Origin of the sequence: Thermodesulfobacterium geofontis OPF15 (genome assembly GCF_000215975.1) — a bacterium.
In the GTDB taxonomy this organism is placed as follows: Bacteria; Desulfobacterota; Thermodesulfobacteria; order Thermodesulfobacteriales; family Thermodesulfobacteriaceae; genus Thermodesulfobacterium; species Thermodesulfobacterium geofontis.
In genome coordinates this window covers 976,405-990,924 of the sequence record NC_015682.1, presented here as the reverse complement: position 1 = coordinate 990,924, position 14,520 = coordinate 976,405, and the positions used below count along the sequence as shown (strand labels likewise).

General features: G+C 29.1%; 16 protein-coding genes and 2 tRNA genes. 7 read left to right on the top strand and 11 right to left on the bottom strand.

What is annotated here, in order from left to right; all coding sequences use genetic code 11:
* Positions 1 to 14: 14 nt before the first annotated feature.
* Genes TOPB45_RS05190 through TOPB45_RS05175 form a run of 4 tightly spaced genes read right to left on the bottom strand, consistent with a single transcriptional unit; the run spans position 15 to position 3,804 of the window.
* The gene (locus TOPB45_RS05190) at positions 15 to 851 is read right to left on the bottom strand and encodes a metal ABC transporter substrate-binding protein (protein WP_013909797.1); all 837 of its coding nucleotides are present in this window, start codon (positions 849 to 851) and stop codon (positions 15 to 17) included.
* Between the two features lie 50 nt (positions 852 to 901).
* Complete coding sequence (locus TOPB45_RS05185; protein WP_013909796.1) at positions 902 to 1,912, bottom strand: lytic transglycosylase domain-containing protein; 1,011 nt, start codon at positions 1,910 to 1,912, stop codon at positions 902 to 904.
* Positions 1,902 to 2,669, bottom strand: a complete 768-nt coding sequence (locus TOPB45_RS05180) for a sugar phosphate isomerase/epimerase family protein (protein WP_013909795.1) — start codon at positions 2,667 to 2,669, stop codon at positions 1,902 to 1,904. The genes TOPB45_RS05185 and TOPB45_RS05180 overlap by 11 nt, the downstream gene beginning before the upstream one ends.
* 4 nt (positions 2,670 to 2,673) lie before the next feature.
* Complete coding sequence (locus TOPB45_RS05175) at positions 2,674 to 3,804, bottom strand: DegT/DnrJ/EryC1/StrS family aminotransferase (protein WP_013909794.1); 1,131 nt, start codon at positions 3,802 to 3,804, stop codon at positions 2,674 to 2,676.
* Between the two features lie 72 nt (positions 3,805 to 3,876).
* On the opposite strand from TOPB45_RS05175, the gene TOPB45_RS05170 reads away from it, so the two are divergent.
* The 3 genes from TOPB45_RS05170 to purE all read left to right on the top strand — a co-directional run bounded on the left by TOPB45_RS05170 (position 3,877) and on the right by purE (position 5,905).
* Entirely contained in the window at positions 3,877 to 4,674 is a 798-nt protein-coding gene (locus TOPB45_RS05170) for a glycosyltransferase family 9 protein (protein WP_013909793.1), read from the top strand.
* A 103-nt stretch (positions 4,675 to 4,777) separates the two neighbouring features.
* Positions 4,778 to 5,383, top strand: a complete 606-nt coding sequence (yedF, locus tag TOPB45_RS09015) for a sulfurtransferase-like selenium metabolism protein YedF (RefSeq protein ID WP_013909792.1) — start codon at positions 4,778 to 4,780, stop codon at positions 5,381 to 5,383.
* Between the two features lie 12 nt (positions 5,384 to 5,395).
* Complete coding sequence (purE, locus tag TOPB45_RS09010) at positions 5,396 to 5,905, top strand: 5-(carboxyamino)imidazole ribonucleotide mutase (RefSeq protein ID WP_013909791.1); 510 nt, start codon at positions 5,396 to 5,398, stop codon at positions 5,903 to 5,905.
* On the opposite strand, the gene purD is transcribed toward purE, so the two are convergent.
* Genes purD through dnaX form a run of 7 tightly spaced genes read right to left on the bottom strand, consistent with a single transcriptional unit; the run spans position 5,894 to position 12,867 of the window.
* Positions 5,894 to 7,177 (bottom strand): phosphoribosylamine--glycine ligase, encoded by a 1,284-nt coding sequence (gene purD / locus TOPB45_RS05155; protein WP_013909790.1) that lies wholly within the window; start codon positions 7,175 to 7,177, stop codon positions 5,894 to 5,896. The genes purE and purD overlap by 12 nt on opposite strands.
* A gap of 8 nt (positions 7,178 to 7,185) precedes the next feature.
* Entirely contained in the window at positions 7,186 to 8,778 is a 1,593-nt protein-coding gene (locus TOPB45_RS05150; RefSeq protein ID WP_013909789.1) for a DHA2 family efflux MFS transporter permease subunit, read from the bottom strand.
* 5 nt (positions 8,779 to 8,783) lie between these two features.
* On the bottom strand, positions 8,784 to 9,824 hold the full coding sequence (dprA, locus tag TOPB45_RS05145) for a DNA-processing protein DprA (protein ID WP_013909788.1): 1,041 nt from the start codon (positions 9,822 to 9,824) through the stop codon (positions 8,784 to 8,786).
* Position 9,825: 1 nt separating this feature from the next.
* The gene (locus TOPB45_RS05140) at positions 9,826 to 10,416 is read right to left on the bottom strand and encodes a hypothetical protein (protein WP_013909787.1); all 591 of its coding nucleotides are present in this window, start codon (positions 10,414 to 10,416) and stop codon (positions 9,826 to 9,828) included.
* On the bottom strand, positions 10,413 to 11,021 hold the full coding sequence (gene recR / locus TOPB45_RS05135; RefSeq protein WP_013909786.1) for a recombination mediator RecR: 609 nt from the start codon (positions 11,019 to 11,021) through the stop codon (positions 10,413 to 10,415). Before recR ends, TOPB45_RS05140 begins: the two co-directional genes overlap by 4 nt.
* Before the next feature lie 7 nt (positions 11,022 to 11,028).
* Positions 11,029 to 11,364, bottom strand: a complete 336-nt coding sequence (locus TOPB45_RS05130; RefSeq protein WP_013909785.1) for a YbaB/EbfC family nucleoid-associated protein — start codon at positions 11,362 to 11,364, stop codon at positions 11,029 to 11,031.
* Positions 11,365 to 11,367: 3 nt separating this feature from the next.
* Positions 11,368 to 12,867, bottom strand: a complete 1,500-nt coding sequence (dnaX, locus tag TOPB45_RS05125; RefSeq protein ID WP_013909784.1) for a DNA polymerase III subunit gamma/tau — start codon at positions 12,865 to 12,867, stop codon at positions 11,368 to 11,370.
* 92 nt (positions 12,868 to 12,959) lie between these two features.
* On the opposite strand from dnaX, the gene TOPB45_RS05120 reads away from it, so the two are divergent.
* The 4 genes from TOPB45_RS05120 to TOPB45_RS09000 all read left to right on the top strand — a co-directional run bounded on the left by TOPB45_RS05120 (position 12,960) and on the right by TOPB45_RS09000 (position 14,453).
* Positions 12,960 to 13,033: transfer RNA gene (locus TOPB45_RS05120), tRNA-Pro, on the top strand.
* A gap of 9 nt (positions 13,034 to 13,042) precedes the next feature.
* Positions 13,043 to 13,127, top strand: a tRNA-Leu gene (locus TOPB45_RS05115).
* 23 nt (positions 13,128 to 13,150) lie between these two features.
* Positions 13,151 to 13,891 (top strand): endonuclease Q family protein, encoded by a 741-nt coding sequence (locus TOPB45_RS09005; RefSeq protein WP_201763787.1) that lies wholly within the window; start codon positions 13,151 to 13,153, stop codon positions 13,889 to 13,891.
* Positions 13,892 to 14,144: 253 nt separating this feature from the next.
* Positions 14,145 to 14,453, top strand: a complete 309-nt coding sequence (locus tag TOPB45_RS09000) for a hypothetical protein (RefSeq protein WP_201763786.1) — start codon at positions 14,145 to 14,147, stop codon at positions 14,451 to 14,453.
* Positions 14,454 to 14,520 lie beyond the last annotated feature (67 nt).

The window sequence follows — 14,520 nt, the reverse complement described above, 5'->3', positions numbered from 1 at the left end:
AGTCTTTTAGCCCCCTATTTACATTTAAGTGCTTTTTTAATATTTAGCAAATTATATCTCAAAAGTTCTATGTAACTACCAGGCATATAATAGGTTCCTCCAGACCAAAGTTTTATTACTTTTATTCCCTTTTCTTCAAAAAATCCTCTATACTTTTCAAACTCAGGATCTACTAAAAATACAATTTCAACTCCTTTAGTTTTAAGCTTTTTATACATTTCTGTTAAAGTTTTAATACTTGGTTCTCCTTCTTTGTGGGGACTTTTTAAAAGTGTTATTTGTTCTATTTTTGAATCTTTTAAAAGATAACCAAAAATAGGATGACCTAAAATATAAATTTCTTTAAATTTACAATTTTTTAGCTCACTGTAATCTTTTTTAACCTCTTCCAAGGACCTTAAAAATTTTTGAACATTTTTTTGATAAAAATCCTTTTTATAAGGCTCTTTTGTGCTTAAATAATCCCCAAGTTCCTTTATTAAAGCTTTTACTCTTTTCAAATCAAACCAAAGATGAGGGTCTAAAAACCTTTCTTCTCCTTTTGAAAGACTCAATATTTTTTTCCCCTTTCTTAATTCATATACCCTTTTTGCCCATCTTTCAGTTCCTACAATAATAACTAAATCAGCAGTTTTAATTTTTTGCCATTGAGATAAAGTCGGTTCATAAGAATGGAAATCTTCTTTTTCACTTTGGAGTTGATAAATTTTACAATCACTTGCTATTTCTCTTACAATTTTTTCAAGAGGAGAATTGGAAACCACAATTTCAAGAGCATAAAGAGGTTTTTCTAAAAATAGAAATATAAAAATTGAAAATAGAAAAATTAATAAAAATTTAATTTTTTTCATAGTTCATTCTCTTGATTTTTAAAAGTACTGTAAATTTTAATAATTTTTTATTAAAAAACAACTAATTTTTTGCTTAAATTTTCTTCGGGAAGGGTGACAATTTCTATTTTTCTCTTTGCAAAATCTTTTTCCTTTTTCACAGTCCTTAATGATAAAAGATTTTTTTCAAGAATTTCTTTTTTACCATAAGGAATTTTTAAATTATAAATAGTTTCTGGCGGAGTGATTTTTCTTCTTAGCTCAGCATTTAAAAGCAAAAGCATATCATAGTCAATCTCTCCCGCAACTGAAAATACTTTTAAATCTATTCCACCATTTACCTTTATCTCTTCATAATCAAGAATTTTATTCTCTGGTATTGAAAATCCATATTTTTCTGGATCTTTTGCTATTAAAGTGATTGCCATCCATTGAGGCAAATAAATCATTGTTTCAATTGGTATTTCCTTTGAATTTATAATTTGCCAATAATCTATAAAATTTTTAGCTTCCAAAACTCTTTTAATTTTATTTTCTCCTAAATTATAACTTGCTATTGCTATTCTCCAGTCTCCAAAAATTTTATATAGAGTTTTCAAATATTTAGCTGCAGCATAGGTTGATTTGATAAAATCTCTTCTTTCATCAATCCAATAATCTATTTTTAATCCATATCTTTTTGCTGTAGCTTCCATAAATTGCCATATACCTGCTGCACCTGCTGGTGAAGTGGCAAAAGGATTACAACCACTTTCAATAAAAGCAAGATAAACTAAATCATCAGGTATGCCATATTCTTTAAAAATTGTCCTAAAGTAGGGTAAAAATAAACTACATCTCGCCAACCAACGATTTACAACTTCTCGTTTTTCGTTAGTATAATATTTTAAAAAGTAAACTACCTGAGTATTTATATCAGGAGGTAGATTTTTAATAACCTCATAAGGAAGTTCTCCAAAAGCTTCATAAGCTTCTTGTTGATAAAATTCTTTATCTAATAATTCGTTTTCTGACATTAATTGGATCGGGAAAAACATAAAAAAAAGAAAAAATACTATCCCAATAAAACTTCTAAAATACATTTGAAAGAACCTCCATATTTATATAAGTATCCTCTTCATTATGAGCTTCTGAAACTAATAGAGGTTTTATTTTCTTTTCCTTTAAAAATTCAAATATTTCTTTAAAATTTACCTTTCCTTTTCCAATAGCCAAATGGTCATCATATTTTCCCAAATTATCATGGCAATGAATTTCTTTAATATAAAAATAAAGAGTCCCTAACCATTCCATTTCTTCTTTTTCAGAAAAAACTTTTGCATGGGCAGGATCAAAACACCAAAAGAGTCTTTCTTTAAAATTTTCAAAAACAGGTTTTAAAAATTCAGGTTCTGGTTCAAAAACATTTTCTAAGGATATAGTTAAACCTAATTCTTCAGCTAATTCTAAAATTTTATCCATACTTTCTAAAAATATATTCCTCCATTCACTTTTTACTTCTCTATGATAATCCATATGATATCCCGAATGCAAAACCAAATTTATAGGTTCAAAAATAGCAGATCTTTCTATGGCTAAAAATATTCTTCTTAAACTTGTTTCTCTTATCCAAGGATCTAAAGCTCCTAAGGAAAGATCCATAAAAGGTAAGTGGACAGTTGTTTTTATACCTGATTCTTTAAGTTTTTTAGAAATATTTTTAAAATCAAGATAAGAACATTCATCAAGTGCTTTTGCATTTAATGTTATTTCAATATTTATCTTCTTTTCCAAAACTAAGGGTAAATACTTATTTATCAAAGGTTCCCAAGGAATAGAAACAAATATAAGTTTTTCCATTTTTCTATTTTTTATAAAATTCTTTTATAGATGAAATGACATAATCTATTTCTTTTTCTGTTAAATATGGATGTAAAGGTAAACTTAAAACTTCTTTTGCAAGCCTTTCTGTAACAGGTAAGTCTCCATTTTTAAAATTAAAATCTTTATAAACTGGCTGTAAATGCAAAGGTGTTTTATAATACACCCCTGTCATTATTCCTTTACTTTCCAAAAAAGCTTTTAATTTATCTCTATTTTTAGCTCTTATAGTAAATAAAGAATAAGAAGAAAAATAGTTTTTAGGAAATTGAGGAAGTCTAACATAGGGTGTTAAATCTTTTAAATTTTCTATATATTTTTCTACTATAGCTTTTCTTAATGCTATTTCTTTTTCAAAATATTTAAATTTTACTAATAAAATAGCGCTATGAATTTCATCTATTCTCCCATTTATTCCATGATATTTGTAAAAATAAGGCTTAATTTGTCCATGTTCTTTTAATATTCTTACTTTTTTTGCCAAATTTTTATGGGAAGTAAAAACCATTCCTGCATCACCAAAAGTAGAAAGAGGTTTTGTAGGATAAAAAGAAGTAGCTGAAGCAATTCCAAAGGTTCCTACCTTTTTATCACCTATTTTTGCTCCAAAGGCTTGACATATATCTTCTATTAAATAAATCCCTTTTTCTTCACAAAATTTTTTAATTTCCTTAAGATGAGCAGGCAAGCCAAAAAGACTTACTGCTATTACTGCGGAAACTTGTTTTCTCTTTTTTTTAAGTTTTTCATAACTTTCTTTTAAACTTTCCAAAGAAATATTGTAAGTATCTTCTTCAACATCAACAAAATAGGGAATAAGACCAACTCTTACAATAACCTCAGCTGTAGCAACAAAAGTAAACGAAGGTACTAAAACATATGTATTTTTAGGAAGATCAAGAGCTTTTAAAATAAGAAACAGAGCCTCTGTTCCTGAAGAAACACCAACAGCATAAGAAGTACCTAAATATTTGGCTAAAAGATTCTCAAGTTCTTGAGTTTGTGGACCATTCAAATAAATTCCACTTCTAAGAACTTCTAAAACCTTTTTTTCTATTTCTTCTTTATAAACTTCGTAATTTCTTTTTAAATCTATAAAAGGTATTTTCTCCATTTTTTCTTAAAAACCTTGAATTAGAAAATCGCAATAATTATACTTTATTTTTTAAGAATTTCCAAATCAAAAATGAAGGAAATTCTTTTTTATAGAAGAGGAGCTTTTGGAGATACCCTTTTAACCTTCCCTATTTTTGAGGCTCTAAAAAAGAAAAATTATTATATTGTAGCTATAGGAAATACCGATTATCTGAAAATAGCCAAAGAATTAAATTGGGTTGATGAAATATATAGCGATTTTTATAAAAAGATTTTAGAGAGAAATTATGAGCTTAAAATGATATTTTCTAAAACCGAAGGCTTTGATCCTTTCCCCTCAGAAAGGATATGGATAGTTGATTACTATTTTGATTTGCTAAAATTAGAAAAAAATTTCTCCTTAGTTCTACCTATAAAAGATTTTATAGATAGCCCTTTAAAAAACAAAGTGGTTTTACATCCAGGAAGTGGCTCCCCTAAAAAAATTCCAGATTTTTCTCTTTTTAAAAAAATTGAAAAGTTTTTTCGCTCTAAAGGGTTTGAAGTAATATATTTTGTTGGTGAAGCTGATAGCTGGATTAAAAATTTTACTCAAAATTTTTGGGAATGTTTTGATCCCTTAATATTGGCTAAAGCTCTTAAATTGGCTAAAATTTTTATTGGAGTTGATAGCGGAGTATCTCATCTTGCAAGTTATTTAGGAATTAAATCCTTTATTTTTTATGGTCCTACAGATATTCTCTTATGGAAACCTATAGGAAAAAATTATAAAATTATTTCTCTTAACTTAGAATGTAGCCCTTGCTTTCCAAATGTATGTAAAGAAAAACCTTGTTTAGATCCTGATTTACTTTTTTATAAATTTCTAAAATCTTTAAATGATTTATAGATTTTTTAAATAAATTTTTTGTTTTTATATTGATATTTTTTATTAGAATTTTTCTGTTTTTAAATATAAATTTTTTAAGAAAAAATTATTAGGAGTTTGTGGGATGAAAGAAATTAATGCTAAAGGACTTCCTTGCCCTCAACCTGTAATTAAAACAAAAGAAGCTTTGGAAAATTTAAAAGAAGGAGAAAAAATAAAAGTAATAGTTGATAATGAAACAGCTTTAAAAAATATTCAAAAATTTGTTAATTCACAAGGACATAAAATTCTTTCTATAGAAAAATTAAATTCGGACTTCTTAATTATCATTGAAAAAGTAGAAGGTAAAGAGAAAGAAATTACTATTAGTTGTGAACTTGAGCCTGAAAAAGATGAGGGTCTTTTTGTAGTTATTGCAACTGATACCATGGGAAAAGATGAAGGTCTTGGAAAAATTCTTATGAAAGCTTATTTTGAAACTATGCTTGCTCATAATCTTTTTCCTAAAAAGATTTTTTTTATGAATAGAGGTGTTTTTCTAACTACTCAAGAGGAAGAAATTATTTCTATATTAAAGGAACTTGAAAAAAGAGGGGTAGAAATTTTTAGTTGTGGAACCTGCTTGAAATATTATCAATTAGAAGATAAATTAAAAGTTGGACATAGAGCAGGAACTGATGTATATTTAGAAGGAATTTTTTATTCTAAAAAAACAGTATGGATTGGATAAAGGAGTAAAGATATGAAAGTAGGTATTCTTATGGGAAGCGATTCAGATCTTCCTATTATGAAAGAATCAGCAGAAATTTTAGAATTTTTTGAAATTCCTTATGAAATATCTATTATATCTGCTCATAGAACCTCTGAAAAAGCTTTAGAATATGCAAAAACTGCTGAAGAAAGAGGTATTGAGGTAATAATTGCAGGAGCAGGGGGAGCAGCCCATCTTCCTGGAGTTATAGCTTCTCTAACTCTTATCCCTGTAATAGGAGTTCCTATAAAAAGCAATTTTTTAGATGGGCTTGATTCTCTTTTATCAATTGTTCAAATGCCAGCAGGAATTCCTGTTGCTACAGTAGCTATAAATAATGCTAAAAATGCAGCTCTGCTTGCAATTCATATCCTTTCTATTAAATATCCTGAATTAAAAGAAAAACTTAAAAAATATAGAGAAGAGATGAAAAATAAAGTAATAGAAAAAAACGAAAAACTTCAAACTCTGGGATATAAAAAATACTTATCAGGTAGCTAAGTATTTAAAAGCTTTTTTTCCTATATCTTTTCTGTAATGTGCTCCTTCAAAATAAATCATTGATACTGCTTTGTAAGCTTTTTCTATAGCTAAAGGAATATTTTTATCAAGAGCTGTTACCCCTAAAACTCTTCCTCCATTTGTGTAAAATTCATTATTAATTTTTTTTGTTCCTGCATGGAAAATAAGAACTCCGGGAATTTGAGAGGCTTTTTCAAGCCCTTCTATTTTCTTACCCTTTTCATATTTTCCTGGATAACCTTTACTTGCCATAACCACACAAACTGCTGATTCACTTTTTTCTTTTAAATCAATTTTATTAAGATTTTTTTCTAAAGCCATCTCTATAATCTCAAGAAAATCATTTTCTACTCTGGGAAGAATGGCTTGGGCTTCTGGATCTCCAAGTCTGCAATTAAACTCAAGTACGTAGGGTTCTTTATTAACTATCATAAGTCCTGCATACAAAAATCCTACATAGGGATGACCCTCTTTTTCAAGGATTTTTAAAGTAGGTTTTATTATTTTTTCTTCAATTTTTTCTTTAAGCTCCTTATCTATAAGTGGAGTTGGTGAATAAGCTCCCATTCCACCTGTGTTAGGTCCTTCATCATTATCAAGAAGTCTTTTATGATCTTGAGAAGTTGGCAAAGCCTTAAAGTTATAACCATCTGTAATCACAATATAGGACGCCTCTTCTCCTACTAATTTTTCTTCAATTACTACTTTATTTCCAGCTTCTCCAAAAATTTTTTCTTCCATTATTTTTTCAATTGCCTTAATAGCTTCTTCTTTTGTTTCACAAACAAAAACTCCTTTTCCAGCACAAAGCCCATCAGCTTTCACTACTATAGGTGCTCCCTTTTTTTCTATATAAGCTTTAGCTTTTGAAGGTTCATCAAAAACTTCAAATTTTGCAGTAGGAATACCAGCTTTACTCATAATTTCCTTAGCAAAAGATTTACTTCCTTCTAAAAGTGCTCCAATAGTGTCTGGACCAAAAACTTTAATTCCCTCTTTATTTAATGAATCCTTTAATCCTTTTACTAAAGGCTCTTCAGGACCAGGAATTACAAGATCAATCTTATTTTCCTTACAAAATTTGATAATATTATCAAAATCTGTCATAGAGATATTTTCTATAGTTTCTGCTATTTCTGAAATTCCTCCATTTCCTGGAATACAAAATAATTTTTCAAGCTTAGGACTTTTAGAAAGGGAATAACAGATTGTATGTTCTCTTCCTCCACCACCTAAAACCAGAACCCTCATTTTATACCTTATCTAAAATTCTTAATTAGTTTTTTATTATAGATAGAACTTTTAAATGTCAATATCTTAAATTTATAAAGTATCAAAATAATGAGAAATATACCTCCTATTTGAGTCCAAAAGAAGGTCTGTTTAAATGCATCTTGAAAAGCAAAACTTAAAGCCTGAATATATTCTGTTTTATATAAAAGTGCCTTTGCTTTTTTGAAAGCATAAGCCTCTGAAAAATATTTTTGAGCATTATACCACCATTTTTCCACTAACATATTTATGTATCTAAATTCTTGAAGTTCTGTAATTCTCAAAAAGTGATAATTTGTTCTTTTTTCAAGGGTATTGGTAGCTATGGCAATTCCTATTGAACCACCTACAAATCTTTGATAATGAAATAGCACCACCCCTAAGCCTGTTTTTTCTCCCAGATTCCTAAAAGCTAAAGTGGTTAAAGGTGCAAAAAAACATCCCATGGCAATACCTAAGGGGATGGTTAAAATTGCTGCTTTTAAAGCAGGGGTATAATAATTTAACTTAGGCAAAAGAAAAATAGTAGTGACACTAAGAATTAAAAAATTAATAGAAAGAATAATTATGGGAGAAAATTTATCAGAAAGTTTTCCTGAAATAATTGCAAAAATACCTGTAAATGAGGCATAAGAAAGCATGTGAAGACCTGCTTGAAAAGTAGTAAGCCCTTTTAAATTTTGGTAATATATAGGGATTAAATAAAAAACTTGATACATAACAAATCCTAAAATAAAAAACTGAAAAGCCATTGCTAAACCAAATTCTGGGATAGTATAAATTTTAAAATCTATAAGTGGCTTTTTACTCATAATTTCAGAAGCAAAATAAAGGGAATAAAAAGTTAAACTTAAAATAAGAAAGGATACTATAAAAGTAGACTGGAACCAACCATATTGCTGACCCTTTGACACAGCTATAAGTAAAAAAATAGTTGCCAGTGAGATTAAACCGTAACTTATAAAATTAAAAGAAAACTCTTTTCTCTTTCCTAAGGTATAAGGTAGAAAAGAAATTGCAGCAACTAAATCAAGAATTCCTATAGGTACATTAATATAAAATGCCCATCTCCAAGAAATATATTCTGTAAGAAACCCTCCTACTGTAGGACCTAAAGCTGGGGCAAAACTTACTCCCAAACTATAAATTCCCATAGCAGTTCCTCTCTTTTCTGGAGGATATACATTAAGAAGAATGGTCTGAGCTGTGGCCATAATAAAAGCTTCTCCAACACCTTGAAAACTTCTAAAAATAATCATCTGAGGTAAACTATTGGCTAAACCAGAAAAGGCACTAAAGGTAATAAAAAGAATAAGCCCTATTGTATAACATAAAGCATAACCTACGTATCTTGAAAAAGTTTCTACAAATAAAAGAGTAATAGCTGCAGAAATCATATAACTTATACCTACCCACTGAACTCCATATAAATCTGTAGATAGAGGACCTAAAAGTTTGGGCATAATAGTATTTACAACTGTTGTATTTAAAATAGCTAAGAAATGACCGATCATAAGGGTGATAGTTATAGCTATTCTTTCTAATGGGGTAACTTGATAATAAAATTCTATTGGTTTCATTTAACTTAAAGATTTACTTTGAGCTTTATATATTTTCCTGGTAAATTTTCTACTAATCCTTTAAGTTCTAATTCTGTAAGAATAGAAAGGACTTCAAAAGGAGATTTATTTACTTTAGCAAATATCTCTTCAACATGTTGGGGATAAGAAGATAAAAGAGAAAGTATTTCTTTTTCTTCTTCTGTTAGTTCGACCTCTATTTTTTCTCTTGATAAATTTTTTTCTTCACCCCATCCAAAATAAGCTAAAATTTCTTCAGGAGAAGTAATAACATTTGCTCCCTCCTTTATAAGGTAATGAGTTCCTTCGCTTTGAGAAGAAAAAATACTTCCTGGAATAGCAAAAACTTCTCTTCCTTGATTTAACGCCCATTTAGCAGTTATTAAGGTTCCGCTTTTTTTACCAGCCTCTATAACTACAATTCCTTCGCAAAGACCACTTATAATCCTATTTCTCATAGGGAAATTTTCTTTTCTTGGTTTTGTATCAAAAGGAAATTCTGAAATTATTGCTCCACCACTTTTAATAATCCTTTCAAAAAGTTCTCTATTTTCAGCAGGATAGATAATATTTATGCCACAGCCAAGAACCCCTATTGTATAGCCATTCCCGTCTAAAGTCCCTTTATGAGAAATACTATCAATTCCTCTTGCAAACCCAGAAACTATCCCTACACCATTTTCTGCCAATTTCTTAGAAAATTTATAAGCTACTTCTTTTCCATAAGAAGTAGGCTTTCTTGAGCCTATAATAGCAATTAAATTTTTATCTTTTAAAAGCTTCCCTTTTACATATAAAAATAGCGGTGCATAGGAAATAGTTTTTAATTTCTCAGGAAATTCCTTATCCTTAATAAAATAAATTTTAGTGTTCTCCTTTTTAGCTCTTTCTATCTCCTTTTTTGCTAAATCAATTATTTCATTTTCCGAATACTTTTTAAAACTTATAATTTCTCTTATATCTATTCCTTCTTCAAAGTATTTTATAGTTTTAAAAATATTTCTCTCTTTAAGATAAAAACCAAGCCAAAAAAGTTTTTCTTCCATTTCAAAATTGAAAAGAAAGGGTTCTTCTGTCTACTTTAATCTCTGCTAAGTCTTTCAATTGGTGAGAGAGAACTTTTAAATTTTTATAAACTAACTCATCTAAATCTTTATCCCATAAAAATTCTACTCTCTTATTCTTTTTTATAAAAATCTTTAAATTGGTATTTTCTTTTAAATTTAGAAATATTTCTTGACAAATATTACAAAAGAGACCCTTTAGTAAATTATAGGGAATTTCAATAAAAACCTTATCCTCTTCAAAAACTTCTTTTTTAACTTTATGTTTAAATGGCAAAAAGGCTTCCCAAAATAATATTTCTTTTTCTATAAATTCTTTAAGATCCCAGGGACCGGTTTTTTCATTATAAATTTCGTCAAAAGCTGTATCTATTTGATTCTGAAGTTTTTGTAAAAGATTTAAAGTTTTATTTATCCTTTCATAGATTTCTTTATCTAAATCAGATTTTTTTTTCATAAGTATAAGTTGAAGCTCTAAAAATATTCCCTGTAGTGTCCCCCTTAAATTATGAAAATAGCCTTGAAGAAGCCCTCCCAAGGCTATTCTTTTACAAAAATTAAAATTTTCTTTCATTTTTCCTTTAAAATTTCTCTCCCAAAAAGTGCTTTTTTAAGAGTTAAGGGATCTACAAATTGAATTTCCATCCCCATTGGGATACCACAAGCGATTTTAGTTACTTTAACTGGATAATCTTTTAAGACTTCAAGAATATAAGAGGTGGTTGCTTCTCCTGAAAGAGTGGGAGAAAGGGCTATGATTATTTCTCTTATATTTCTTAATTTTATAAGATAAAGCATATGATCAAGTCCCAGTTCTTTTGGTCCTATACCATCCTTAGGGGATAAAAGATAGTGCAAAACAAAATAATATCCATTAAAAACTCCGGTTTCTTCTATATAAGAAAGACTAACAGGATTTTCAACAATACAAAGAAGTTCTGAATTTCTTTTTTCATCTTTACAAATGGAACAAATTTCTTCTTCAGATAGATTTCTACAAAATTTACATAACTTAACTTTATAAGGCAATTCTTTAATAAGCTCTCCTAAGATTTCACAAAGTTCAGGTTTAGATAAAAGAAAAAAAGAAATTCTTGTAGCACTTTTTTCTCCTAATCCGGGAAGTTGTGAAATTGTTTCTATAAGTTTTTTAAAAGTATAAGGATATACTCCAGACATAAATAAATTAAAAAAGTCCAGGGAGATTTAACCCTGGTAATTTAAGTCCACCTGTAATTTTAGATAATTCCTCTTCTACCATTTCTTTAGATCTTTTTAAAGCCTCATTTACTCCTGCAATAATAAGATCTTCTAACATTTCTTTTTCTTCAGGATTTATAAGTTCCTTTTCAATTTCAATAGAAAGAATTTCTTGTTTACCGTTTGCTGTTACTGTAACCATTCCACCACCTACTTGAACAGTTACTGTTTTTTCTTCAAGTTGTTTTTGTGTTTCTTCAAGTTTTTTTTGAATTTTTTGCATCTCTTTAAATAATTGTTGAAATTGAGGTGGTATTTTCATTTTTTACTCCTTTAAAGGTTGTATATAAGCTATTTTAGCTGATAAAGTTTTTAAAATTGCCTTTACTTCAGGTCTTTCTTTTACCTCTTCTAAAGTAAGTCTCTTTTTCTCTTCTATTTCAACTCTAAAAGGTTTATTAAAGTAGCTTTCTATTTTTTCTTTTAAAAGCTTATAATAAGGAGACTCAATGATATTTAAAGATGAGCTTATTTTTAAAAATATTTCATCTGCTTTTATTTCAGGCTTTGGTAAACTGCTTACCAACCCATAAAGAGGTAAATTTTCTTTTTTAATTTCTTTTACAAAATTTTCCCAACTTTTTTCTTTTATTTCCTGATGTTCTTGCATAGTCGAAGCAGAAATAGAAAAAGAAAAATGATTAACTGTTACTTGATCAAGTTTTTCTATTAGATCTTTTATAGGAACAAATTTCCCATATTCGCAAATTCTAAGCAGGGCAAGTTCAAATTGAAGCTGAGGATAACTACTTTTTCTTAATATTTCGAGATCTCTTACTAAACTTTGAAATATTAACAAGATATCTTCAAGTTCATTTTCGAGGACAAGATCTCTAATTCCAAGAGTATGGAATCCTATTTTACTTTCCTTAGGAAATGCTTTCATAACTAAAAGTTCTCTGAAAAATTCTGTTAATTTTTCCATTAGATATATTAAATCTATTCCTTGTTCATAAACTCTTTGAGCAAATTCTAAAGCTTTTTTAAGATTTTTTTCTAAAAGAATACTTGCGATTTCTTCCACTAATATAGTCTCATGCCAACCAAAAGCTGTGATTATATCTTCTTTAGTTTTACTTCCGTATGCCATTGCCTGATCAAGCAAGGAAAGGGCATCTCTTAAACTTCCTTGTGCTTCTTTAGCAATAAGTTCTAAAGCCTCTTCTTCTATTTGATAATTTTCTTTTTCACAAACCTCTTTCAGATATTTAACTATTAATGGATGTTCCAATCTTTTAAAATCATATCTTTGGCATCTTGAAAGAATGGTAGGTAAAAGTTTGTTAGGTTCTGTAGTTGCAAGTATAAAATAAACATGGGAAGGTGGCTCTTCCAAAGATTTTAACAAAGCATTAGAAGCTTCTCTGGTGAGCATATGTGCTTCATCTATTATATAAACTTTTACTTTTCCTTTAACTGGAGCGAATTTTAAATTTTCAATAAGTTCTCTTATTTGATCAATTCCCCTATTTGAAGCTGCATCAATTTCTATAACATCTACAAATATTCCTTTGCTAATTTCTAAGCAATTAGAACACTCATTACAGGGTTCGTAATTATCTATAAGATTTTGACAATTTAAAGCTTTAGCAATAATTCTTGCTACTGTAGTTTTCCCAGTTCCTTTTATACCTGAAAATAAAAGGGCATGAGAAAGTTTTTGATGTTTAAGTGCATTGGTTAAAGTTTTTATCACATGATTTTGTCCTATTACTTCTTTAAAACTTTGTGGACGATAACGACGTGCTAAAACTAAATATGACATAGGTATATTTTAAAACCTTTTTAAAACTTGACAACTTTCTTTATTTGCTTGACAAGAATTTTTTTAAAGTTAATTTATTAAGTAAAAGTTAACGGGGCGTAGCTCAGTCTGGTAGAGCTCCGGCTTCGGGAGCCGGGTGTCGCAGGTTCAAATCCTGTCGCCCCGATTTAAAAAAGCCGGGGTGGCGGAATTGGTAGACGCGCTGGATTCAGGATCCAGTGGGAGTTAATCCCATGCGGGTTCAAATCCCGCCCCCGGCATTTAATTAAGGTTTATAAAAATTATGAAAAAAAATCAAAAACTCCCTTCTGAAGAGCTTCTTAAAACTACCTTTATTGCAGATTTACATATTCATTCTAAATACAGTCGTGCCTGTAGTAAATTTATGGAAATTCCTTTTTTAGCTGAAACAGGAAAATTAAAGGGGCTTCAAGTTATAGGAACTGGTGATTTTACTCATCCTATGTGGTTAAAAGAATTAAAAGAGAATTTAGAATATGACACAAAATCAGGGCTCTATTTTTTTAATAAACTCCCTGATGGACCCAAATTTATTCTCACTTCTGAAATATCACTTATTTTTTCTAAAAACAATAAATCCAATAGAAGGGTGCATCTTATTATAATAGCCCCAGATTTTGAAACTGTAGAAGAAATAAATCTCTATTTATCAAAACTCGGAAATCTCCTTATAGATGGAAGACCTACCTTTGGAATAGATTGTGAAAAACTAACTTTAGACCTGATTAAAATCTCTGAAAAAATTTTAATTATACCTGCACATGCTTGGACTCCTTGGTATTCAGTTTTTGGTGCATTTTCAGGTTTTGATTCCTTAGAAGAAGCCTTTGGAGAAGCTACTCCTTACATTTATGCTATAGAAACCGGTCTTTCATCTGACCCGGAAATGAATTGGAGAATTTCTAAACTTGATAATATCACTTTAATATCTTGTTCAGATGCCCATTCTCCTTCTAAATTAGGAAGAGAAGCAACAGCCTTTTTTTTATCCTTTAACTTATGACAATATTTATCAATCTATTAAAACTGGAAATATTGCTTTCACTATAGAATTTTATCCTGAGGAAGGAAAATACCATTACGATGGACATAGAGCTTGTAAGGTATGTCTTTCTCCTAAAGAAACAAAAGCTATAGGATATAAATGCCCAAAATGCGGTAATCCTTTAACCATAGGAGTACTTCATAGAATAGAAACTTTAGCTGATAGAGAAGAAGGATATATTCCTTCTGGTAAACCTCTCTCTATTCATTTGGTGCCTTTTGTAGAAATAATAGCTGAAGTTTTTAATCTTAATAAAATGAGCCCATCTGTAGAAAAATTATATAAACAATATACTTCTCTTATAGGAACCGAATTCGACCTACTTCTAAAAATGGATCTAAAAGAGCTTGAAAAGGTTTTTCCTTCTAAGTTATTAGAAGGAATTAAAAGAGTAAGAGAGGGGGAAATATTTGCTAAGCCTGGTTATGACGGTAAATATGGAATTATAAAAATATTTGAACCTCCTGAAGAATTAGGTCCTCAAGGTCTAAAACAACAAAGCCTTTTTTCTTTGCAATAATTGCAATAACCTTGAAATTTCTGCATTCTTTAAATTAACCAAAGCTTGCTTATTCTTTCATAAATTT

Coding starts and splice junctions, on each gene's coding strand:
- yedF (WP_013909792.1), top strand. CDS start 4,778: ATGAAAGAAATTAATGCTAAAGGACTTCCTTGCCCTCAACCTGTAATT.
- TOPB45_RS05190 (WP_013909797.1), bottom strand. CDS start 851: ATGAAAAAAATTAAATTTTTATTAATTTTTCTATTTTCAATTTTTATA.
- TOPB45_RS05175 (WP_013909794.1), bottom strand. CDS start 3,804: ATGGAGAAAATACCTTTTATAGATTTAAAAAGAAATTACGAAGTTTAT.
- TOPB45_RS05180 (WP_013909795.1), bottom strand. CDS start 2,669: ATGGAAAAACTTATATTTGTTTCTATTCCTTGGGAACCTTTGATAAAT.
- dnaX (WP_013909784.1), bottom strand. CDS start 12,867: ATGTCATATTTAGTTTTAGCACGTCGTTATCGTCCACAAAGTTTTAAA.
- purD (WP_013909790.1), bottom strand. CDS start 7,177: ATGAGGGTTCTGGTTTTAGGTGGTGGAGGAAGAGAACATACAATCTGT.
- purE (WP_013909791.1), top strand. CDS start 5,396: ATGAAAGTAGGTATTCTTATGGGAAGCGATTCAGATCTTCCTATTATG.
- TOPB45_RS09005 (WP_201763787.1), top strand. CDS start 13,151: ATGAAAAAAAATCAAAAACTCCCTTCTGAAGAGCTTCTTAAAACTACC.
- TOPB45_RS05185 (WP_013909796.1), bottom strand. CDS start 1,912: ATGTATTTTAGAAGTTTTATTGGGATAGTATTTTTTCTTTTTTTTATG.
- TOPB45_RS05150 (WP_013909789.1), bottom strand. CDS start 8,778: ATGAAACCAATAGAATTTTATTATCAAGTTACCCCATTAGAAAGAATA.
- TOPB45_RS05130 (WP_013909785.1), bottom strand. CDS start 11,364: ATGAAAATACCACCTCAATTTCAACAATTATTTAAAGAGATGCAAAAA.
- recR (WP_013909786.1), bottom strand. CDS start 11,021: ATGTCTGGAGTATATCCTTATACTTTTAAAAAACTTATAGAAACAATT.
- dprA (WP_013909788.1), bottom strand. CDS start 9,824: ATGGAAGAAAAACTTTTTTGGCTTGGTTTTTATCTTAAAGAGAGAAAT.
- TOPB45_RS05170 (WP_013909793.1), top strand. CDS start 3,877: ATGAAGGAAATTCTTTTTTATAGAAGAGGAGCTTTTGGAGATACCCTT.
- TOPB45_RS05140 (WP_013909787.1), bottom strand. CDS start 10,416: ATGAAAGAAAATTTTAATTTTTGTAAAAGAATAGCCTTGGGAGGGCTT.